Source organism: Streptomyces sp. NBC_00028 (genome assembly GCF_045041065.1).
GTDB lineage: Bacteria > Actinomycetota > Actinomycetes > Streptomycetales > Streptomycetaceae > Streptomyces.
The window spans coordinates 7,799,891-7,820,081 of the sequence record NZ_CP108293.1; the positions used below are offsets into that span (position 1 = coordinate 7,799,891).

Annotated in this window: 16 protein-coding genes; 13 read left to right on the top strand and 3 right to left on the bottom strand. The window is 71.0% G+C overall.

What is annotated here, in order from left to right; all coding sequences use genetic code 11:
- Positions 1–4 precede the first annotated feature (4 nt).
- Entirely contained in the window at positions 5–1,195 is a 1,191-nt protein-coding gene (locus OG885_RS35185) for an acyl-CoA dehydrogenase family protein (protein WP_405738489.1), read from the top strand.
- Positions 1,196–1,231: 36 nt separating this feature from the next.
- Here OG885_RS35185 and OG885_RS35190 read toward each other — a convergent pair whose 3' ends face one another.
- A complete protein-coding gene (locus OG885_RS35190) occupies positions 1,232–1,672 on the bottom strand; it encodes a cell division protein SepF (protein ID WP_289918448.1) in 441 nt (146 codons plus the stop codon).
- Positions 1,673–1,972: 300 nt separating this feature from the next.
- On the opposite strand from OG885_RS35190, the gene OG885_RS35195 reads away from it, so the two are divergent.
- Complete coding sequence (locus OG885_RS35195) at positions 1,973–3,148, top strand: DUF5685 family protein (RefSeq protein ID WP_405738493.1); 1,176 nt, start codon at positions 1,973–1,975, stop codon at positions 3,146–3,148.
- A 4-nt stretch (positions 3,149–3,152) separates the two neighbouring features.
- Here the strand turns inward: OG885_RS35195 and OG885_RS35200 are convergent, their stop codons facing one another.
- Positions 3,153–4,097, bottom strand: a complete 945-nt coding sequence (locus OG885_RS35200) for an ABC transporter substrate-binding protein (protein ID WP_405738496.1) — start codon at positions 4,095–4,097, stop codon at positions 3,153–3,155.
- A gap of 379 nt (positions 4,098–4,476) precedes the next feature.
- Here OG885_RS35200 and OG885_RS35205 point away from each other — a divergent pair, with 379 nt between their 5' ends.
- The 9 genes from OG885_RS35205 (at position 4,477) to OG885_RS35245 (ending at position 14,496) form a co-directional block, all read left to right on the top strand.
- Complete coding sequence (locus OG885_RS35205; RefSeq protein WP_405738499.1) at positions 4,477–5,334, top strand: amino acid ABC transporter permease; 858 nt, start codon at positions 4,477–4,479, stop codon at positions 5,332–5,334.
- Complete coding sequence (locus tag OG885_RS35210) at positions 5,331–7,106, top strand: FAD/NAD(P)-binding protein (protein WP_405738502.1); 1,776 nt, start codon at positions 5,331–5,333, stop codon at positions 7,104–7,106. The genes OG885_RS35205 and OG885_RS35210 overlap by 4 nt, the downstream gene beginning before the upstream one ends.
- A 70-nt stretch (positions 7,107–7,176) precedes the next feature.
- On the top strand, positions 7,177–7,938 hold the full coding sequence (locus OG885_RS35215; RefSeq protein WP_405738504.1) for an amino acid ABC transporter ATP-binding protein: 762 nt from the start codon (positions 7,177–7,179) through the stop codon (positions 7,936–7,938).
- On the top strand, positions 7,938–8,993 hold the full coding sequence (locus OG885_RS35220) for an LLM class flavin-dependent oxidoreductase (RefSeq protein ID WP_405738507.1): 1,056 nt from the start codon (positions 7,938–7,940) through the stop codon (positions 8,991–8,993). The genes OG885_RS35215 and OG885_RS35220 overlap by 1 nt, the downstream gene beginning before the upstream one ends.
- Positions 8,990–10,282: an NtaA/DmoA family FMN-dependent monooxygenase gene (locus OG885_RS35225; RefSeq protein ID WP_405738510.1), complete on the top strand. Its 1,293-nt coding sequence runs from the start codon at positions 8,990–8,992 to the stop codon at positions 10,280–10,282. The genes OG885_RS35220 and OG885_RS35225 overlap by 4 nt, the downstream gene beginning before the upstream one ends.
- A 5-nt stretch (positions 10,283–10,287) precedes the next feature.
- Positions 10,288–11,055, top strand: coding sequence for a DUF1684 domain-containing protein (locus OG885_RS35230; RefSeq protein ID WP_405738513.1), 768 nt, complete (start codon positions 10,288–10,290; stop codon positions 11,053–11,055).
- 210 nt (positions 11,056–11,265) lie between these two features.
- Positions 11,266–12,168 carry a S1 family peptidase gene (locus OG885_RS35235; protein WP_399957509.1) on the top strand — a complete coding sequence of 301 codons (903 nt, stop codon included), beginning with the start codon at positions 11,266–11,268 and terminating at the stop codon, positions 12,166–12,168.
- Positions 12,169–12,322: 154 nt separating this feature from the next.
- Positions 12,323–13,180, top strand: a complete 858-nt coding sequence (locus tag OG885_RS35240) for a slipin family protein (protein WP_405743016.1) — start codon at positions 12,323–12,325, stop codon at positions 13,178–13,180.
- 233 nt (positions 13,181–13,413) lie between these two features.
- A complete protein-coding gene (locus tag OG885_RS35245; RefSeq protein ID WP_405738516.1) occupies positions 13,414–14,496 on the top strand; it encodes a S1 family peptidase in 1,083 nt (360 codons plus the stop codon).
- Positions 14,497–14,611: 115 nt separating this feature from the next.
- Here OG885_RS35245 and OG885_RS35250 read toward each other — a convergent pair whose 3' ends face one another.
- A complete protein-coding gene (locus tag OG885_RS35250; protein WP_405738519.1) occupies positions 14,612–15,661 on the bottom strand; it encodes a DUF3533 domain-containing protein in 1,050 nt (349 codons plus the stop codon).
- A gap of 133 nt (positions 15,662–15,794) precedes the next feature.
- Here OG885_RS35250 and OG885_RS35255 point away from each other — a divergent pair, with 133 nt between their 5' ends.
- Together OG885_RS35255 and OG885_RS35260 are read left to right on the top strand one after the other, a co-directional pair.
- A complete protein-coding gene (locus tag OG885_RS35255; RefSeq protein WP_405738522.1) occupies positions 15,795–19,217 on the top strand; it encodes a DNA polymerase III subunit alpha in 3,423 nt (1,140 codons plus the stop codon).
- Complete coding sequence (locus OG885_RS35260; protein WP_405738525.1) at positions 19,214–20,182, top strand: DNA polymerase thumb domain-containing protein; 969 nt, start codon at positions 19,214–19,216, stop codon at positions 20,180–20,182. Before OG885_RS35255 ends, OG885_RS35260 begins: the two co-directional genes overlap by 4 nt.
- Positions 20,183–20,191: the final 9 nt, after the last annotated feature.

Sequence of the window (20,191 nt, forward strand, 5' to 3'; positions counted from 1 at the left end):
TGCCATGTCTGGGGCCTCGAAGCTGCCGCCGTTCGATCCCGCCGATCCACTCGGTATCGATGATCTGCTGGAGCCTGAGGATCTGGCCGTTCGCGACACCGTGCGGGCCTGGGCCGCGGACCGGGTGCTGCCCTATGTCGCGCAGTGGTACGAGAGCGGCGAGCTGCCCGGCATTCGCGAGCTCGCCCGGGAGCTCGGCGGGATCGGGGCGCTCGGGATGTCGCTCGACGGGTACGGATGCGCCGGGGCCTCCGCCGTGCAGTACGGGCTCGCCTGTCTGGAGCTGGAGGCCGCCGACTCGGGGATCCGCTCCCTCGTCTCCGTGCAGGGCTCCCTCGCCATGTACGCCATCCATCGGTTCGGGAGCGAGGAGCAGAAGCAGGCCTGGCTGCCGCGCATGGCCGCCGGCGAGGTAATCGGCTGCTTCGGGCTGACCGAGCCCGACCACGGGTCCGACCCCGCGTCCATGCGGACGCACGCGAAGCGGGACGGCTCGGACTGGGTGCTCAACGGGCGCAAGATGTGGATCACCAATGGCTCGGTGGCGGGCGTCGCCGTGGTGTGGGCGCAGACGGACGAGGGGGTGCGCGGGTTCGTCGTTCCTACCGACAGCCCTGGGTTCTCCGCGCCCGAGATCAAGCACAAGTGGTCACTGCGGGCGTCCGTCACCAGTGAGCTCGTCCTCGATGACGTACGGCTGCCCGCGGATGCCGTGCTGCCGGAGGTCGTCGGGCTCAAGGGGCCGCTGAGCTGTCTCTCGCACGCCCGGTACGGGATCGTGTGGGGCGCGATGGGGGCCGCGCGGAGTTGTCTGGAGACCGCTGTCGCCTACGCGAAGACGCGGGAGCAGTTCGGGCGGCCCATCGGCGGGTTCCAGCTGACCCAGGCCAAGCTCGCCGACATGGCGGTCGAACTGCACAAGGGGATTCTGCTCGCCCATCATCTGGGGCGGCGCATGGACGCCGGCCGCCTGCGTCCCGAGCAGGTCAGCTTCGGCAAGCTCAACAACGTACGTGAGGCCATCGAGATCTGCCGGACCTCGCGGACCATCCTGGGTGCCAACGGGATCTCCCTCGAATACCCCGTGATGCGGCACGCGACGAATCTGGAGTCGGTGCTGACGTACGAGGGGACCGTCGAGATGCACCAACTGGTACTGGGCAAGGCGCTCACCGGGCTGGATGCCTTCCGGTAAACCCTGCGCGGGGCAGGGCCGGTGAGCGGCCCTGCCTCAGCTCTGGTTGAAGAAACCGTCCGTGCGGTGCGCGGCCGGGTCGCCGTTCACGATCTCCGTGTTGGCGGGGGTCAGCAGGAAGACACGGGTCGAGACACGCTCGATCGAACCGCGCAGTCCGAAGATCAGGCCGGCCGCGAAGTCGACGACGCGCTTGGCGTCGGCGGCCTCCATCGCGGTCAGGTTCATGATGACGGGAACCCCGTCCCGGAAGAGCTCGCCGATGGCGCGCGCGTCCCGGAAGCTGTCCGGGGTGACCGTCCCGATGCGACGGCCCTTCTCCTCGGCCACGTCCGAGGCCACCTTGACCCGGGGGTCGGTGACCCAGGCATCCCCGGGCTCGGTCCCTTCGGAGTATCCGTCGTCGTCGTAGTAACGCTCGTCATCGTTGTCGTCAACGAGGCCCAGCCAGGCACTCGCCTTGCGCACCGATCCCATGGACGCCTCCTCTCACAGCGGTCTGTTTTGCTTTCCGCATCCCTATGGTCATCCATGATGCGGACGTCACGCCAAGTGGATAGACGCCGCGCGGGGGGTTTGTGACGGTACTGGTGCACAGCGAATCCGTACAGAGCCCGGGTGCCCCAAGGGTCGTTTCCCATACGGCTGCTGACTGTGAGTGAAATATGATTCTTCACGGCGTATGGGTGAGGTACGGGGCGTACGGGTGAACGAGCCGGCCGGTTCGAGTCGATACGATGCCGCCGCTCAACGTCGTACGAACCACGGGGGATCGTCTTGTTCGGAATCGTCAGGCCCTGCCGCCATCGGCTCGGTGAGAGTCTCAAGACCCAGTGGATGGCGCATTTGTGCGGGTTGTGCCTCGCGCTGCGCAAGGATCACGGGCAGTTCGCGCGAATCGTCACCAACTATGACGGGCTGCTCATATCGGTTCTGACGGAGGCTCAGGCCATCGTGGAAGGTGGCGGGAGGCGTACGGCGGGGCCCTGCCCGTTGCGTGGCATGCGGACCGCCTCCGTCGCCAACGGTGAGGGGGCGCGGCTCTCCGCCGCCGTCTCGCTGGTGCTCGCCTCGGCCAAGGTCCGCGACCATGTCGCCGACGGGGACGGGCTGCTGGCCCGCAAGCCGGTCGCGCTCGCGGCGCGCCGGGTGGCGGCCGGATGGGGCGCGGCCGGGGCGCGCAGTGGGTCCGCCGTCGGGTTCGACACCGCCGTACTCGTGGACGCCGTGGACCGGCAGCTCGGCATCGAGACGCTCGCCGGGCCCGGGACGCCGATCCTGACGGTCACCGAACCGACCGAGACCGCGACCGCCGCCGCCTTCGCGCACACGGCCGTTCTGGCCGGGCGGCCGGGCAACGCCGCACCGCTCGCCGAGGCCGGGCGGCTCTTCGGGCGGCTCGCGCATCTGCTGGACGCCGTCGAGGACAGGGAAACTGACGCCGCGTCGGGCGCCTGGAACCCGCTGACGGCCACCGGGACGTCCCTGACAGAGGCGCGACGGCTCGCCGACGACGCCGTGCACGGGATCCGGCTGGCGTTGCGGGAGGCCGAGTTCGGCGACGCGAAACTCGCGCATGTGCTGCTCGTGCATGAGCTGCGGGGGTCCGTGGACCGGGCCTTCGGTTCGTCCTCGTGCGGGCACGGGAGCGGTACGGCGGTCATGTCGTCGCCGTACGCGCCGCCCGGGCCCGGGGGCCCCGGAGTCCCGCCGCCCCCGGAGCCGCCCCGCCGGGACCGGCGTGGGCTGCTCGCGGGGTGTGCGGTGTGGATGGGGCTTGCCTGCACCTGCCAGATGTGCTGCGGGACCTTCGAGGACCCGTGGAGCCGGCAGCGGCGGGAAGGGCTGTGCAGCGGGTCCGACTGCGGGGACTGCTGCGACTGCTGCAGCTGCTGCGAGGGCTGCGGTAACTGTTGCGACGGCTGCGACTGCGGGTGCGACTGCGGCTGCTGAACCCTCAGTCCTTGAGCTCCGGCGGCGAGATCTCCGACTTGGTGATCGCCGAGCCCGAGGTCCCCCACTTCTTCAGGATCTTGGCGTACGTACCGTCCTCGATCAGCTTGTTCACCGCCGCCTGGAACGCCGGTGTCAGCTTCGTGTCCTTCTTGAAGGCGAAGCCGACGTCCAGGCGGTGGTACTCGTTGAGGAACTTGACGCCGCTCTGGTGGGCCACGGCGTAGCGCAGGCCGTTGATGGTGGACATCACCACATCGCTGCGACCCTGCTGGAGCGAGGACCAGATGGCGCCCTGCTCGTTGTAGGTCTGCACCTTGTACGCCTTGTCGCCGGAGTCCGCGCACAGGTGCTTGTTCTCCTCCAGCGTCGCCTCGAAGGTGGTGCCCGCGCCGGTCGCCACGTTCAGACCGCACAGCTGCTTGAGGTCGGTGACCTTGGTGAGCTTGCTGTCCTTGCGGGTGGCGAAGCCCTGGCCGTCGTTGATGTAGGTGACGAAGTCGATCGTCTTGCGGCGCTCGTCGGTCACGCCGAAGTTGCCGACGCCGAGGTCGTACTTGCCGCTGTCGAGGGCCGGGAGGATCGCTTCGAAGCTGGCCTGCTGGGTCTTGAGTTCGATGCCGAGCACCTTGGCGACGGCGTTCGCGAAGTCGACGTCCTGGCCCGCCAGGGTCTTGCCGTCGTCCAGGATCGAGGTGCCCGGAGGCTGGCCGGAGACGCTGACCGCGAGGGTGAGGCTGGTGGTGCCGGACGGCAGCAACTTGGCCGCCGCCTCGTCCTTCTTGATGGGGGAGACGACGTCCGTGGTGGGGATCCCGTCCGACTTCGCCGCGGCGTTCACGGCGTCTTCGTCGGTGCCTGAGCCGCAGGCGGTGAGGAGCAGCGTCGCCGCGGAGATCGCGACAAAGGGAGCGATAAGTCTATTTCGGGCGCGCGAAGGCGTACGCATGGCGGGACTGTCTCCTGTGAGCGAGGAAAGCGCTGACTGAGGGGAGGGCGCGTGTGAAGGCGAGGAAGGAGAAAGGCAGAAGGTGGAGCAGATGAATGCGCAAAAGGCGCCCCGGTCACCGGGGCGCGCAGGGGGTCAGCTCAACAGGAAGAGGACCACACGCGACCGAGGTCGATGTGGGAGCGCTTGACCAGCCACTGCTGTGGATGCATGGGCCAAGTGGAACAGGCATCCGGTTGTGCGTCAACTGACCTGAGACGTACGGCTCACAGTGTGGACAGCCTTGACAGTGTGGGGAAACCGCACCGTAGTCTCGAACGGCGGCCCTGCTGAGGGGCTCGGCCGTATGTGAAGGCGCCCGTCCACACGGAGCTTTCGCATGTCCTCCGACACCCTCGCCAAAGCCCCCGCCGCCCCGGACATACCCGAGGACGCGGATTCCCTGCGGATCGTCCCGCAGCGCCGTCCCGGTCAGTGGGCGGCCGCCGTCGCCGTACTGGTGCTGCTCGCTCTCGCCGTCAACTCGGTCCTGCGCAACGACGCGTTCCAGTGGGACGTCGTCGCCGAGTACTTCACCTCGCGGTCCGTGCTGCGCGGCCTGTGGCTCACCCTCTGGCTGACCGCCGTGGTCATGGTGCTCGGCTTCGCCCTCGGCACTCTGCTCGCCGCGGCCAGACTCTCCGCCAACCCGGTGCTGAGAAGCGTCAGTTGGGGGTACGTCTGGCTGTTCCGGTCCATCCCGATCCTGGTGCAGCTGCTGCTGTGGTTCAACATCGGGGCGCTGTACCCGCAGATCCTCGGCGTGAAGACCGTCGATCTGCTCGGGCCGATCACCGTCGCCGTCATCGGGCTCACCCTGCACGAGGCCGCGTACGCCGCCGAGGTCGTGCGCGGCGGCATCCTCTCCGTCGACCGGGGGCAGGTCGAGGCCGCGCAGGCGCTCGGGCTGAGCCGGTTGCGGCGCTGGCGGCGGATCGTGCTCCCGCAGGCGATGCGCTCCATCGTGCCGCCCGCCGGGAACATGCTGATCGGCACCCTCAAGGGCACCTCCATCGTCAGCGTCATCGCCGTGCAGGACCTGCTCTACTCGGTGCAGCTCGTCTACCACCGCACCTACGAGGTCATCCCGCTGCTGATGGTGGCCACCGTCTGGTACACCGTCGTCACCTCGGTGCTGAGCGTCGGCCAGTACTACGTCGAGCGCTACTACGCGCGCGGCTCGGAGGCGGCGCGATGAGCCGGGGCACACTGGTGATCGTCGGGGCCGGTCCGCGGGGGACCGGTCTGATCGAGCGGATCGCCGCCAACGCGCCCGAGCTGTACGCCGGTTCGGGCCTGTCCGACGAAGGCTTCGACATTCATCTGGTGGACCCGCACCCGCCGGGCGCCGGGCGCATCTGGCGGGCGGCCCAGTCGCCGCTGCTGTGGATGAACTCGCACGCCGAGGACGTCACCATGTTCACCGACGAGACGGTGACCATGGAGGGCCCCGTGCGCTCCGGGCCCACCCTGCACGAGTGGGCCGGCATCGACGGCTCCACCTTCGCCGACCGGCAGCTCCAGGGCTCCTATCTGCGCTGGGTGCACGAGCGGGCGGTGGCGGACCTGCCGGACGGCATCCGCGTCCACCACCACCCACGGCGTGCCCTGCGGATCAGCGGTCCCCGCGAGGGACGTCAGCAGGTGTGGCTGGAGGGCCGTCCGCGCCCGCTGCTCGCCGACCTGGTCGTGCTCTCCCTCGGCCATCTGGACGCCGAACTCGACGACGAACAGCGTGACTTGGCGGCCTACGCCGAGGAACACGGTCTTGTCCACCTCCCGCCCGACTTCACCGCCGACAGCGACCTGTCCGCGCTCGCGCCCGGCGAGCCGGTTCTCGTGCGGGGCTTCGGGCTGGCCTTCGTCGACCTGATGGTGCTGCTCACCGAGGGGCGCGGCGGACGCTATGAGGGGGACACCTATGTGCCCTCGGGACGGGAGCCGGTGCTGTACGTCGGCTCGCGGCGCGGAGTGCCGTACCACTCGAAGATCGGGTACGAGTGGACCGGCGACCGCCCGCCGCTGCCCCGCTTCTTCGGGCCGGCCGAGGTGGACGAACTGCTGGCGCGGCCCGGCGGGTTCGACTTCCGGCGGGACGTGTGGCCGCTGGTGGAGAAGGAGCTGGGGTTCGCCCACTACCACCGGCTCTTCGACGTCCACCCCGAACGGACCTCCGTCGCCTGGGCCGACTTCGAGGAGAAGTACGCGGCGGCCGACGGCGAGGCGGAGGTGCAGGCGCTGGTCGCGTCCGCCGTGCCCGATCCCGCCGACCGGCTGGACCTGACGGCGCTCGACCGGCCGCTGGAGGGGGTGCGGTACGGGTCGTACGAGGAGTTCCAGGAAGGACTTCGGGGGTATGTGGAGCGGGATCTGAGTCGACGTCATGACTCGTCGTACAGCCCTGACCTGGCGGTCTTCCTCGGGCTGCTCTCCGTCTACGGGCAGCTGATCCGGCTCGGTGGTGTCCCGCCCTGGTGGCACGGGTTCTTCAGCTATCTGGCCTCCGGGCCGCCCGGGCCACGGCTGCGACAGCTGCTGGCGCTGTCCCGGGCCGGCGTCCTGAAGTTCGTGGGCGCCGACATGAGCGTCACCGCCGGGGGCGGGGTGTTCCGGGCGTCGGGCGCGACCGTGCCGGGGGCCTTCATCGAGGCGCGGGCGCTGGTCGAGGCGCGGCTGCCGGAACCCACCGTCGGACGGGCCCGGGACACGCTGCTGCGGGCACTGCACGCCGACGGGGCCGCCGAGACGCCCGACGGGCTGCTCCGGGTCGACCCCGCCGACGGGCGGATCCTCGACCGGAACGGCCTGCCGCACCCCCGGCGCTTCGCCCTCGGCCCCTACACCGACGGCCGTACCCCCGGCGCCTTCACCCGGCCCCGCACCGGCGGGCCCGCGTTCCGGCAGAACGACGCGACCGCGCGGGCGGCGCTGCTGTTCCTGGGCGCACTGGCCGGACGGGCGGCGGCATGAGCACCCGGGCCCGCTGTACGGGCGGTCCGCCCCAGCCCCCCACCCCTACGTTCGCGAGGAACCCCCACCCATGACTGTCATGGTCGACATCAGGTCCGTCCACAAGAGCTTCGGCTCCCTGGAAGTGCTCAAGGGCATCGACCTCACCGTGCGCGCCGGCGAGGTCACCGTGATCCTCGGCCCGTCCGGCTCCGGCAAGTCGACGCTGCTGCGCACCATCAACCACCTGGAGAAGGTGGACGGCGGCGTGATCAGCGTGGACGGGGCCCTGATCGGCTACCGGCGCTCGGGCGACCGGCTGTACGAGCTGCCCGAGCGCGAGGTGCTGCGGCAGCGCACGCAAATCGGCTTCGTCTTCCAGAACTTCAACCTCTTTCCGCACCTCACCGTGCTGGACAACGTCATCGAGGCGCCGGTCTCCGCGCTGAAGCGCCCCCGCAAGGAGGCCGTCGAGAGCGCGCGCAAGCTGCTCGACCGGGTCGGGCTCGCCGAGAAGGCCGACGCCTACCCCCGGCAGCTGTCCGGCGGACAGCAGCAGCGGGTCGCCATCGCGCGGGCGCTGGCGCTGGAGCCGAAGCTGCTGCTGTTCGACGAGCCGACGTCCGCGCTCGACCCGGAGCTGGTCGGTGAGGTCCTCGACGTGATCAAGGACCTGGCCCATCAGGGCACGACGATGATCGTCGTCACGCACGAGATCGGATTCGCCCGGGAGGTCGCCGACACGGTGGTGTTCATGGACGACGGACGGATCGTCGAGCAGGGCCCACCGGGCGAGGTGCTGGACCATCCGCGGCACGACCGCACGCGGGCCTTTCTCTCGAAGGTGCTGTGATGCTGCATCTCTCCGCCGCCGTCGACCAGTCGTCCGTGTACGACGCCGCCTCCTACGTCGACCTGGCCCGCCTCGCCGAGCACGGCGTCCTCGACTTCGTGACGCTGGACGACACCTTCGCCCGCCCCGGGCCCGACGCCCTGTCCGTGCTGTCGCGGGTCGCCCCCGCCACCAGCCGCGTCGGCCTCGTGCCGACCGTCACCACCACACACACCGAGCCCTTCCATGTGCAGGCCGCCGTCGCCACCCTCGACTGGGTCAGCCGGGGCCGGGCGGGCTGGCGGCTCGATGTCTCCACCACCGAGGGCGAGGCCCGGCTCTTCGGCCGCCGGCACGCCGCCCCCGCCGAGGAGCTGTGGCGGGAGGCCGGCGAAGTGGCCGACGTGGCCGCGCGGTTGTGGGACAGCTGGGAGGACGACGCCGAGATCCGCGATGTGCCGACCGGCCGCTTCATCGACCGGGACAAGCTGCACCACGTCGACTTCGAGGGCTCGGGGTTCTCGGTCAGGGGCCCCTCCATCGTGCCCCGGCCGCCGCAGGGCCACCCCGTCCGGGTCGTCGACGCCACCGAGGGGCACGCCCGGCGCACCGCCGCCCGGTACGCCGACGTGGCGCTGGTGCGGGTGGCGAACGCCGCGCAGGCCGGTGCCGTACGCGACCAACTCCGCAAGGACGCAGGCCGGTTCGGCCGGAGCCCGGACGAGCTGCGGGTTCTGGTGAGCCTCCTCGCCGACCTCGGTGACGGGGAGCACGCGGCCGAGCCGGGCCATGGCGGAGGCGGCCCCCGGCAGACCGCGCAGGGCCCGCTGTACCGGGGCGGCCCCGTCGACCTCGCCGAGCTGATCGCCTCCTGGCACGCGGCCGGTGCCGTGGACGGCTTCCACCTCACGCCCGCCGCACCTCGCCGCGACCTGGAACGGCTGGTAAACGGCACGGTTCCGCTGCTCCAGCACCGGGGCCTGTTCCGCACCTTCTATCCGGGCAGCACGCTCCGGGAGCACCTGGGACTCGCGCGGCCCGCCAACCAGTACGCGAACGCGGGGGACGCGTCATGACGAAGCAGATCCATCTCGCCGCCCACTTCCCGGGCGTCAACAACACCACCGTGTGGGCCGATCCGCGGTCGAAGTCGCAGATCGCGTTCTCCTCCTTCGAGCATCTCGCCCGCACCGCCGAGCGCGGCCTGTTCGACTTCTTCTTCCTCGCGGAGGGGCTGCGGCTGCGCGAACACAAGGGCCGCGTCCACGACTTGGACGTGGTCGGGCGCCCGGAGTCGCTGACCGTGCTGAACGCGCTCGCCGCCGTCACCGAGCGGCTGGGGCTCGCCGCCACGGTCAACGCGACCTTCAACGAGCCGTACGACCTGGCCCGCCGCCTGGCCACCCTCGACCATCTCAGCGGGGGCCGGGCCGCCTGGAACGTCGTGACCTCCTCCGACGCCTTCACCGGCGAGAACTTCCGGCGCGGCGGCTTCCTCGACCGCGCCGACCGGTACACGCGGGCAGCCGAATTCGTCGCCACGGCGCGGGAGTTGTGGGACTCCTGGACGCCAGAGGGGGTGTCCCGGCCGTTCGCCCACCGGGGGCGGCACTTCGACATCGCGGGCGAGTTCACCGTGCCGCGCTCACCGCAGGGGCACCCGGTCGTCATCCAGGCCGGGGACTCCGACGAGGGGCGGGAGTTCGCGGCCGCCACCGCCGACGTGATCTTCACGAGGCAGAGTTCGCTGGAGGCCGGGAAGGCGTTCTACGCCGACGTGAAGAAGCGGCTCGCCAAGTACGGGCGCGCGCACGGCGACCTGAAGATCCTGCCCGGCGTCTCCGTCGTCCTCGGCGACACCGCCGCCGACGCGCGGGAGAAGGCCGCCGAGATCCGGCGCCAACAGACCTCCCCGCAGACCGCGTTGCTCACCCTGGAGCAGATCTGGGGCACCGACCTGTCCGCGTACGACCCCGACGGGCCGCTCCCCGACTTCGACCCCGTGCCGGAATCCGGCATCACCCAGGGGCGGACCCGGCGCGGCGACACGGTCGCGATCGCCGAGAAGTGGCGGGCGCTGGCCGAGGAGAAGGGGCTGTCGATCCGGGAGACCGTCATCGAGGCGGGCGGCCGGCAGTCCTTCGTCGGCACCCCGCAGGCGGTCGCCGCCGAACTCGACGCGTTCGTGCAGGCCGACGCCGCCGACGGCTTCATCCTCGTACCGCACCTCACCCCCGGCGGACTCGACGACTTCGTGGACCGGGTGGTGCCGCTGCTCCAGGAGCGCGGGGTCTTCCGCACGGAATACGAGGGCACCACCCTGCGCTCCCACCTCGGGCTCGCGGAACCGGCATGGAAAGGCTGATCAAGATGACAACGGACGCGTTCGACGCGTGGAAGCAGTGGCACGAGGACCGTGTCGAGTCGGTGTCCGCGCCTTACGGACCGCTCTCGCTCACCGGCACCCACTGGCTTGAGGATTATCCGGACGGCCGGCTCCCGGGCATCCCCGGGAGCTGGCGGATCGACGGCGACGCCGTGCTGCTCACGGCCGATGAGGCCGACGGGCTGACCCTGGACGGGCGGGCGCTGAGCGGTGAGACGCGGCTCGCCGCGGACGGGGGTCACCTCGCGCTGGGGGAGCGGCAGTTGGTGGTGCTGGTCCGCGAAGGGGTGTGGGGCGTACGGGACTTCGACCCCGCCTCCGAGGCGCGCCGCGCCTTCCGGGGTATCGAGGCCACGCCCTACGACCCGCGCTGGTCGGTGCCGGGGCGCTTCACTCCGTACGACGAACAGCGCACCGTGCGCGTGCCGAACGCCGACGGACGGGAGCGTGGGCTCGGGCTCGGCGGGGAGTTGGCGTTCACCCTCGACGGGCGGGAGCGGACGCTCCAGGTGACCGTCGAGGCGGACGGCTCGCTGTGGGCTGTTTTCGGCGATACGACGAGTGGGACGAGCAGCTTCCGCTTCCGGTTCCTGCGGCCCGCCGCACCGGACGCCGAGGGGCGGACGACGGTCGACTTCAACCGTGCGCTGCTGCCGCCGTGCGCCTTCGCCGACCACTTCATCTGCCCGTTCCCGCCGCCCGGCAACACCCTGGACACGGCCGTCGAGGCGGGGGAGCGGAACCTCGACTGAGAGATGGCCAACTCTTGGCCAGGTCATGGGTGGTTCAAAGGTTGACGGCCGAAAGGCGCCCTTGCGTCTACCGGTCGTTCGGCCGAATACTCCCCCTCAGCGCTTGTCAGGGGCACGGCGTGTTCGGAATCCGAACCTCAGGGCCCCTGGCTGCGCCTCACGGGCCCCGACCCCACGCGGGCCCCCGACCTCCCTGGGAGGGAACGAAAAGTGAGGATCAAGCGCACCACCCCCCGCAGCGGCATCACGAGACGGACCCGGCTGATCGCCGTATCCACCGGACTCGTGGCCGCCGCCGCGATCGCGATCCCCAACGCGAGCGCCTCGGACGTCTCCACGTTCAGCACCGCCCAGCTCAAGAGCGCCAACAACTCGGTGCTCAAGGCCGACATCCCGGGTACCGCCTGGGCGGTCGACAGCAAGACCAACCGGGTCGTCGTCACCGTCGACAGCACGGTCTCCAAGGCGGAGATCGCCAAGATCAAGCGGCAGGCCGGCGCCAACGCCGGTGCGCTGACGATCAAGAAGACCGCGGGCAAGTTCCAGAAGCTGATCTCCGGCGGCGACGCCATCTATGCGAGTAGCTGGCGCTGCTCGCTGGGCTTCAACGTCCAGGACAACAGCGGCAACTACTACTTCCTGACCGCCGGTCACTGCACCGACGGCGCGGGCACCTGGTGGTCGAACTCGTCCCACACGACCACGCTCGGCAGCACCGCGGGCTCCAGCTTCCCGACCAACGACTACGGCATCGTGCGCTACACGAACACCTCGGTCACCAAGTCGGGTGCCGTGGGCAGCCAGGACATCGCCAGTGCGGCCACGCCCTCCGTCGGCACCACGGTGTACCGCCGCGGCTCCACCACGGGCACGCACAGCGGCCGGGTCACCGCGCTGAACGCGACCGTCAACTACGGCAGCGGCGACATCGTCTACGGCATGATCCAGACCACGGTCTGCGCCGAGCCCGGCGACTCCGGCGGCCCGCTGTACGGCGGCAGCGTCGCCTACGGTCTGACCTCCGGCGGCAGCGGCAACTGCACCTCCGGCGGTACGACCTTCTTCCAGCCGGTCACCGAGGCGCTGAGCGCGTACGGAGTCCACGTCTACTAGACACCGGACCCCGGCCAGCAGTGTCACCCGGCGGTCACGAGCCCCCGTACGCGACTCGCGTGCGGGGGCTCCCCCTTGGTCGTACGGCGGCGTTACCTTCGTAGGGCAGGCAGTACTCCCTTGTGGACGCCCACGACGGACCCTGGGGGCCGTGATGGTCGAGGAGCTGGTGGCGGCCGGAGTGACGCTCGCGTCCGCCGGGGTGGTGTACACGATGGCCGCGGCGCGGGTCGTCAAGCAGTACGAACGGGGTGTGGTGTTCCGCCTCGGAAAGCTTCGGCCGGAAGTGCGCGGGCCGGGGTTCACCATGGTCGTCCCGGGGGTCGACAAGCTCCGTAAGGTCAACATGCAGATCGTGACCATGCCGGTGCCCGCGCAGGAGGGCATCACCCGGGACAACGTCACGGTGCGGGTCGACGCCGTCGTCTACTTCAAGGTGACCGCGCCGGCCGAGGCGATCGTGCGGGTCGAGGACTACCGGTTCGCCGTCTCGCAGATGGCGCAGACCTCGCTTCGGTCCATCATCGGCAAGAGCGAGCTGGACGATCTGCTCGCCGACCGCGAAAAGCTCAACCAGGGGCTGGAGTTGATGATCGACAGCCCGGCCGTGGAGTGGGGCGTGACGATCGACCGGGTCGAGATCAAGGACGTCTCCCTGCCCGAGACCATGAAGCGCTCCATGGCCCGGCAGGCCGAGGCCGACCGGGAGCGGCGGGCCCGGGTCATCAATGCCGACGCGGAGCTCCAGGCGTCGAAGAAGCTCGCCGAGGCCGCCAAGGAGATGTCCGAGCAGCCGGCCGCCCTCCAACTGCGGCTGCTCCAGACGGTGGTGGCGGTGGCGGCCGAGAAGAACTCCACGCTGGTGCTGCCGTTCCCGGTGGAGCTGCTGCGGTTCCTGGAGAAGGCGCAGCAGGGGCATGCCGTGGCGCCGCAACCGGTGCAGGAGCAACGGCCGTCCCCCGCGCCCCGTTTGGATCCAGGCCAAGAGGGGTCGAATTCCGGACAGGACTAGACCTCACGGGTTGGTGAGGGGTTACTCGCTCGTAGTGTTTGCAGTGTGAATTCCCCTGGTCTGACTGTTCGCGGTCAAGGTGAGGGGGGCGTGCAATCGCGTTCTACGCGCGTCCGGAAGTCAACCTTGTGCACCCCCTGTGGGGTTCGGAAGAGTAGGCGCTCGTCAACCAGCCTTCCGGCCCACGAGGTCCCCACAACCGACCGGGCCGACCCCCCACAGGAGGACGCGAGTTGAAGCACCGACGCATACCCAGGCGGCGGGCGATCGCGGCAGGTGCGGGCATCGCCGCACTGGTCGCCGCGGGAGTCACCTTCCAGACTGCGAACGCCAGCGAGCCCGCGAACAGCCCCGGGCCGAAGGTCCTTTCGGCTCTCGCGGCCGGAAACCTCGCCTCGACGCTCGACAAGGAGCTCGGCACCGACGCGGCGGGAACGTACTACGACGCGAAGAGCAAGGCCCTCGTCGTCAACGTCCTCGACGAGACCGCTGCCTCGCTCGTCGAGGAGGCCGGCGCGAAGGCCCGGGTCGTGGAGAACTCCCTCGCCGAGCTCAGAGGAGCCCGTACGACCCTCAAGGACGACGCGACCATCCCGGGCACGTCCTGGGCGACCGACCCGACCACCAACAAGGTGGTCGTCACCGCCGACCGCACGGTCTCCGACGCCGAGTGGGCCACGCTCACGAAGGTCGTCGACGGGCTCGGGGCGACGGCGGAACTCCAGCGCACGAAGGGGGAGTTCAAGCCCTTCATCGCCGGTGGCGACGCCATCACCGGCGGCAGCGGGCGGTGCTCGCTCGGGTTCAACGTGAGCAAGGGCGGCGAGCCGTACTTCCTGACGGCCGGGCACTGCACGGAGGCGATCACGACCTGGTCGGACTCCAGCGGGACGCAGATCGGCGCCAACGAGGTGTCCAGCTTCCCGGACAACGACTTCGGGCTGGTCAAGTACACGGCCGAGGTCGATCACCCGAGCGAGGTGGACCTCTACAACGGGTCCGCGCAGGCGATCACGGGCGCGGCTTCGGCGACGGTCGGGATGAAGGTCACGCGGAGCGGGTCGACCACGCAGGTTCATGACGGGACCGTCACGGGGTTGGACGCCACCGTCAACTACGGGAACGGGGACATCGTCAACGGGCTGATCCAGACCGATGTGTGCGCGGAGCCGGGGGACAGTGGTGGGTCGCTGTTCTCGGGGAGCAACGCGATCGGGCTGACGTCGGGGGGCAGTGGTGACTGCACCTCCGGTGGGGAGACGTTCTTCCAGCCGGTGACGGAGGCGTTGTCGGCCACGGGGACTTCCATCGGCTGACCGTGCGTTGTGGTGCGGGTGGTTTGTGTTTCCCACCCGCACCACCCGTACAACTTTCGTCGTCGGGTGCGGGTGGCCCCTGTGGGGGTCGCCCGCCGTCGGCGGCTGCGGGGGTTCACGGTGCCTGGGTCGGCAGGGGTTCGCTCTCGCGTCGTGCGCGGAACACCGACGCCCCCAGTGTGATCGCGATCCCGGCCGCCGCCCACGCCGACAGGACCAGCAGGGCGTCGGTCGTGTCGTTGCCCTTGAAGTACGCGATCGAACGGGCCGTCCAGGTGCCCGCGCCCGGCGGCAGTGCCGGGCCGATCGCCTTCCAGAACGGCGGCAGCATCGGCAGCGGGAAGGCGCCGCCCGCGCTCGGGTTGCCGGCGATCACCACGAGCAGGATCGCCAGGCCGATGCCGACCACCCCGAAGACGCCCTGGAGAGCGAGGGTCGCCGCTCCCACCGCGAAGGTGACCAGCGCGCCCAGCCCCCAGAGGGCCATGACGCTCCCCGGCAGCGCGTCCAGGATCGGCCCCACGATCACCGCGCCGCCGAGCCCGCCGACGATCGACACCAGCGCCATCACGACCAGCCGGATCACCGCGCGGCGCGGGTTGGCGGGCCGGGCGCCGGTACTGATCGCCAGGATCGAGGCGGTCAGATAGCCGCCGACGCACCAGCCGACCACGACATAGAACGACGAGAGGCCGTCGAAGTCGGTGGAGGAGGCCGGGGCCACGTCCACCGTCCGGATGCTCCGCTGCTGGGAGGCCTCCAGGGCGGTGAGGTACTTCTCCAGGGTGGTGGCGAGGGCGGTGCCGCCGCCGCTCGCGACCAGGAGCGTGTCCTTCACCCCGGTCGGGTCGATGATCAGCGCCCCGTCGATGTCCCGGTTCATGATCTGCTTCCGGGCCGTCGCCGCGTCGGCCACCGTGCGCGGGTCCAGGGGCGAACCGGGCAGCTGCTCCAGTCGGGTCACCGCCTGCTGGGCGGCGGCCTGTGGTGCCACCACACCGAAGGGCACGTCCTTCGGCTTCGGATCGTGCAGGGCCCCCACATAGGAGGCGATGAACAGCAGCTGGAGGGCGAGCACACCGAGGACGAGCAGCGTGGCCCGTGGCGTGACCGCGTCCTTCACCTCGGCGAGAAAACCGCCGTTCTGGGTGCTGTTCTGTGTCATGTCCCCACAGTCCGAGGTGGGAGGCGTTTCCGCAGGTGGGAGGCGGCCGAACGGTTGTCGTACACGGGTTCGATTTTTGGTCTATGGTGGGGGTGAGGCAGTTGGGAACTGATGTTCGAAAATGGAGGTGTGGGTGTCAGGGTTCACGCATCTGCACACCGTCTCCGGGTTCTCCCTGCGCTACGGCGCCTCCCACCCGGAGCGGCTCGCGGAGCGTGCCGCCGAGCGGGGCATGGACGCCCTCGCCCTCACCGACCGCGACACCCTCGCGGGCGCGGTCCGCTTCGCCAAGGCCTGCGCCAAGGAGGGGGTGCGGCCGCTGTTCGGCGCCGAACTGGCCGTCGAGGAGTACGAGCCGGTCCGACAGGAGCGGCGCCGTGCCCCCGTCCGCGGCGGCGCCTTCATCGACGAGTCGACACCCCGCGTCACCTTCCTCGCCCGGGACGGCGCCCGCGGCTGGGCCGACCTGTGCAGGCTGGTGACCACCGCCCACACCGCCGCCGACACCCCCCTGCTGCCCTGGGCCGAGAACCACGGCGACGGCCTGACCGTCCTGCTCGGCCCCGACTCCGACGTCGGCCGCGCCCTCGCCGCCGGACGCCCCGACCGGGCCGCCCGGCTCCTCGTCCCCTGGCGGGAGCGGTACGGCGACGCCCTGCGCCTGGAGGCCGTCTGGCACGGCCGCAAGGGAACCGGCCCCGGCTCCCTGCGGCTCGCCGCCCGCACCGTCGGCTTCGCCGCCGAGCAGCGCGTACGTCCCGTGCTCGGCAACGCCGTCCGGTACGCCGACCCCGGCCAGGGCCCGGTCGCCGACGTCCTGGACGCCGCCCGTCGGCTCGTCCCCGTGGGTGCCGGCAAGGAACTGGACTCCGGCGAGGCCTGGCTCAAGGACGCGTCCGCCATGCTGGCGGCGGCCGAGCGGATCGTGGAGGCCGCGGGCTTTAGGCGCGACACCGCGCACCGGCTCCTGGAGCAGACGCGGGCGACGGCCGCCGAGTGCCTGGTCGACCCCGAGGACGATCTCGGTATCGGCACCGTCCACTTCCCCGAGCCGCACCTCGTCGGCGCGGGCCGCCGCACCGCCCAGCGCACCCTCGCCTCCCGGGCGGCGGCCGGGATGGTGCGCAAGGGCTACGCCGGCCGGTACGCCTACTGGGAGCGGATGCACCAGGAGCTGGACATCATCGCCCACCACGGCTTCGCCTCCTACTTCCTGACGGTCGCTCAAGTGGTGGACGACGTACGGGAGATGGGCATCCGGGTGGCCGCGCGCGGCTCCGGTGCGGGGTCGCTGGTGAACCACCTCCTGGGCATCGCCCACGCCGACCCGGTCGAGCACGGGCTGCTGATGGAACGCTTCCTGTCCAAACGGCGGCTGGTGCTGCCCGACATCGACATCGACGTGGAGTCCGCGCGCCGCTTGGAGGTCTACCGGGCGATCATCGGCCGGTTCGGCACCGAGCGGGTGGCGACGGTCGCGATGCCGGAGACGTACCGGGTGCGGCACGCGGTCCGGGACGTGGGCGCGGCCCTGTCCATGGACCCCGCCGACATCGACCGCATCGCCAAGTCCTTCCCGCACATCCGGGCCCGCGACGCCCGTGCCGCGCTGGACGAGCTGCCCGAACTGCGGGCCCTGGCCGGGGAGCTTCAGCGGGAAGGGGAGAAGCACGGGCGGCTGTGGGAACTGGTCGAGGCCCTCGACGCCCTCCCGCGCGGTGTCGCCATGCACCCGTGCGGGGTGCTCCTGTCCGACGCCTCCCTGCTGAGCCGTACGCCGGTCATGCCGACCAGCGGCGAGGGCTTTCCCATGTCGCAGTTCGACAAGGACGACGTCGAGGACCTCGGGCTGCTCAAGCTCGACGTGCTCGGTGTGCGGATGCAGTCGGCGATGGCACACGCGGTCGCCGAGGTGGCGCGGGCGACGGGGGAGGAGGTCGACATCGACGCGATCGCTCCCGGCGACCCGGCGACGTACCAACTCATCCGGTCCGCCGAGACGTTGGGCTGCTTCCAGATCGAGTCGCCGGGTCAGCGGGACCTCGTGGGCAGGCTCCAGCCGGCCACCTTCCACGACCTCGTCGTCGACATCTCCCTCTTCCGGCCCGGCCCGGTCGCCGCCGACATGGTGCGGCCGTTCATCGAGGCGCGGCACGGGCGGGCGCCTGTCAGATACCCGCACCCGGATCTGGAGGAGCCGCTGAAGGGGACGTACGGGGTCGTCGTCTTCCACGAGCAGATCATCGACATCGTCGACATCATGACCGGCTGCGGACGCGGCGAGGCGGACCGGGCACGGCGCGGGCTGTCCGACCCGGAGTCGCAGGGGCGGATCAGGTTCTGGTTCGCCCAGCACGCGGCGGCCCGGGGCTATGACGCGGAAACGATTCAGCGGACCTGGGAGATCGTCGAGGCCTTCGGCTCGTACGGCTTCTGCAAGGCGCACGCCGTCGCCTTCGCCGTCCCCACCTACCAGTCGGCGTGGCTGAAGGCGCACCACCCGGCCGCCTTCTATGCCGGGCTGCTCACCCATGACCCCGGGATGTATCCGAAGCGGCTGCTGTTGGCGGACGCGCGGCGGCGCGGGGTGCCGATCCTGCCGTTGGACGTGAACCGGTCGGCGGTCGCCCACCGTATCGAACTGGTGTCTGATTCGGGGGTGTGGGGGCTGCGGTTGGCGCTCTCCGACGTGCACGGCATCAGTGAGGCCGAGGCGGCGCGGATCGCGGAGGGGCAGCCGTACGCCTCGCTGCTCGACTTCTGGGAGCGGGCGCGCCCGAGCAGACCGCTGGCCGGGCGGCTCGCACAGGTCGGGGCGTTGGACGCCTTCGGTGCCAACCGGCGTGATCTGCAACTGCACCTGACCGAGCTGCACCGGGGTGCCCGGGGCGGCGGCGGGGGTCAACTCCCGCTGGCCGGCGGGCGGAAGACCGCGTCCGCCGGGCTGCCCGACCTCTCCTCCGCCGAGAAGCTCAGCGCCGAGCTGGGTGTCCTGTCCATGGACGCCTCGCGCAACCTCATGGACGACCACCGGGAGTTCCTGGGCGAGCTGGGCGTGACCGACGCGCGCCGGCTGCGGGAGGCGCGGCACGGGGAGACCGTCCTCGTCGCCGGTGCCAAGGCGGCCACCCAGACGCCGCCGATCCGGTCCGGCAAGCGGGTCATCTTCTCCACCCTGGACGACGGCACCGGCCTGGTCGACCTCGCCTTCTTCGACGACTCCCACGACGCCTGCGCCCACACCGTCTTCCACTCCTGGCTGCTGCTGGTGCGCGGCACGGTGCAGCGGCGCGGCCCGCGCAGCCTCAGCGTGGTGGGCACCGCCGCCTGGAACCTCGCCGAACTCGTCGAACTCCGCGCCGAGCAGGGCCTGGACGCGGTGGCGGCCCGCCTGGCGGAGCCGGTGCCGGAAGCCGGCGGGGACTCCACCGGCGGCCGGCGCATCCATTTGCCGACGGGATACGAACTGCATCCGTGGGCCGATCTGCGACCCGCGGGTCAAGAGCCTTCACAGATACGGAAGTTGTGGCACCAGAGTCCGGGGAGTGCGGGATGACCATCCTCTGCGTACGTTTCCAGCTGCCGCCGGCGCACGAGGCGGCCCTGCCGGGGCTGCTCGGCCTGCTCGAGGACTTCACCCCCGTCGTGGAGGCGCTGCCACCGGACGGGGCGCTCGCCGATCTGCGGGGCGCCGAACGGTACTTCGGGCGCGACGCCGTCGAACTGGCCTCGGTCATCCGGGTCCGCGCCCTCGCCCACCACGGCGTCGACTGCGTGATCGGCGCCGGTCCCGGCCCGATGCTGGCCCGCATGGCGCTGCGGGACGCCCGGCCCGGGGTGACCCGTGCGGTGGCCGAGGGGGAGGTGGCCGACTTCCTCGCCGGGAAGCCGGTGGCCGCGCTCCCCGGCGTCGGCACGGCCACCGCCCGCACCCTGTGCGAGTACGGCCTCGACACCCTCGGCCGGGTCGCCGCCGCCCCCCTGTCCACCCTCCAGCGCCTGGTCGGCGCGAAGGCGGGCCGCGAACTGCACGAGAAGGCGGGTGGTGTCGACCGCGGCCGGGTCGTGCCGAACGGCGTCTCCCGCTCTCTGGCCACCGAACGGCCCTTCACCCGCGATGAGTTGGACCCCGACCGGCATCGCCGCGCCCTGCTCTCCGCCGCTGGTGAACTGGGCGCCCGGCTCCGCGCCGTCGACAAGGTCTGCGGCACGCTGACCCTCACCGTGCGCTACGCCGACCGCTCCTCCACGACCCGCACCCGCACCCTGAAGGAGCCCACCGCCCACTCGGCCGCGCTGACGAGGACGGCCTACGAGATGTACGAGGCGCTCGGCCTCCAGCGCGCCCGGGTCCGCGCCCTCGCCCTGCGCGCCGAGGCCCTCGGCCCCGCCGAACAGGCCTCCCATCAGCTCACCTTCGACCCGGTCGACGAGAAGCTCCGCCGTATCGAGGAGGTCGCGGACCGGGCGCGGGCCAAGTTCGGGCCGCACGCGGTGATGCCGGGGACGCTGGCGGCGTAACGCCCCTCG

Coding starts and splice junctions, on each gene's coding strand:
- OG885_RS35230 (WP_405738513.1), top strand. CDS start 10,288: ATGACAACGGACGCGTTCGACGCGTGGAAGCAGTGGCACGAGGACCGT.
- OG885_RS35200 (WP_405738496.1), bottom strand. CDS start 4,097: ATGCGTACGCCTTCGCGCGCCCGAAATAGACTTATCGCTCCCTTTGTC.
- OG885_RS35215 (WP_405738504.1), top strand. CDS start 7,177: ATGACTGTCATGGTCGACATCAGGTCCGTCCACAAGAGCTTCGGCTCC.
- OG885_RS35225 (WP_405738510.1), top strand. CDS start 8,990: ATGACGAAGCAGATCCATCTCGCCGCCCACTTCCCGGGCGTCAACAAC.
- OG885_RS35185 (WP_405738489.1), top strand. CDS start 5: ATGTCTGGGGCCTCGAAGCTGCCGCCGTTCGATCCCGCCGATCCACTC.
- OG885_RS35240 (WP_405743016.1), top strand. CDS start 12,323: ATGGTCGAGGAGCTGGTGGCGGCCGGAGTGACGCTCGCGTCCGCCGGG.
- OG885_RS35210 (WP_405738502.1), top strand. CDS start 5,331: ATGAGCCGGGGCACACTGGTGATCGTCGGGGCCGGTCCGCGGGGGACC.
- OG885_RS35250 (WP_405738519.1), bottom strand. CDS start 15,661: ATGACACAGAACAGCACCCAGAACGGCGGTTTTCTCGCCGAGGTGAAG.
- OG885_RS35260 (WP_405738525.1), top strand. CDS start 19,214: ATGACCATCCTCTGCGTACGTTTCCAGCTGCCGCCGGCGCACGAGGCG.
- OG885_RS35190 (WP_289918448.1), bottom strand. CDS start 1,672: ATGGGATCGGTGCGCAAGGCGAGTGCCTGGCTGGGCCTCGTTGACGAC.
- OG885_RS35205 (WP_405738499.1), top strand. CDS start 4,477: ATGTCCTCCGACACCCTCGCCAAAGCCCCCGCCGCCCCGGACATACCC.
- OG885_RS35220 (WP_405738507.1), top strand. CDS start 7,938: ATGCTGCATCTCTCCGCCGCCGTCGACCAGTCGTCCGTGTACGACGCC.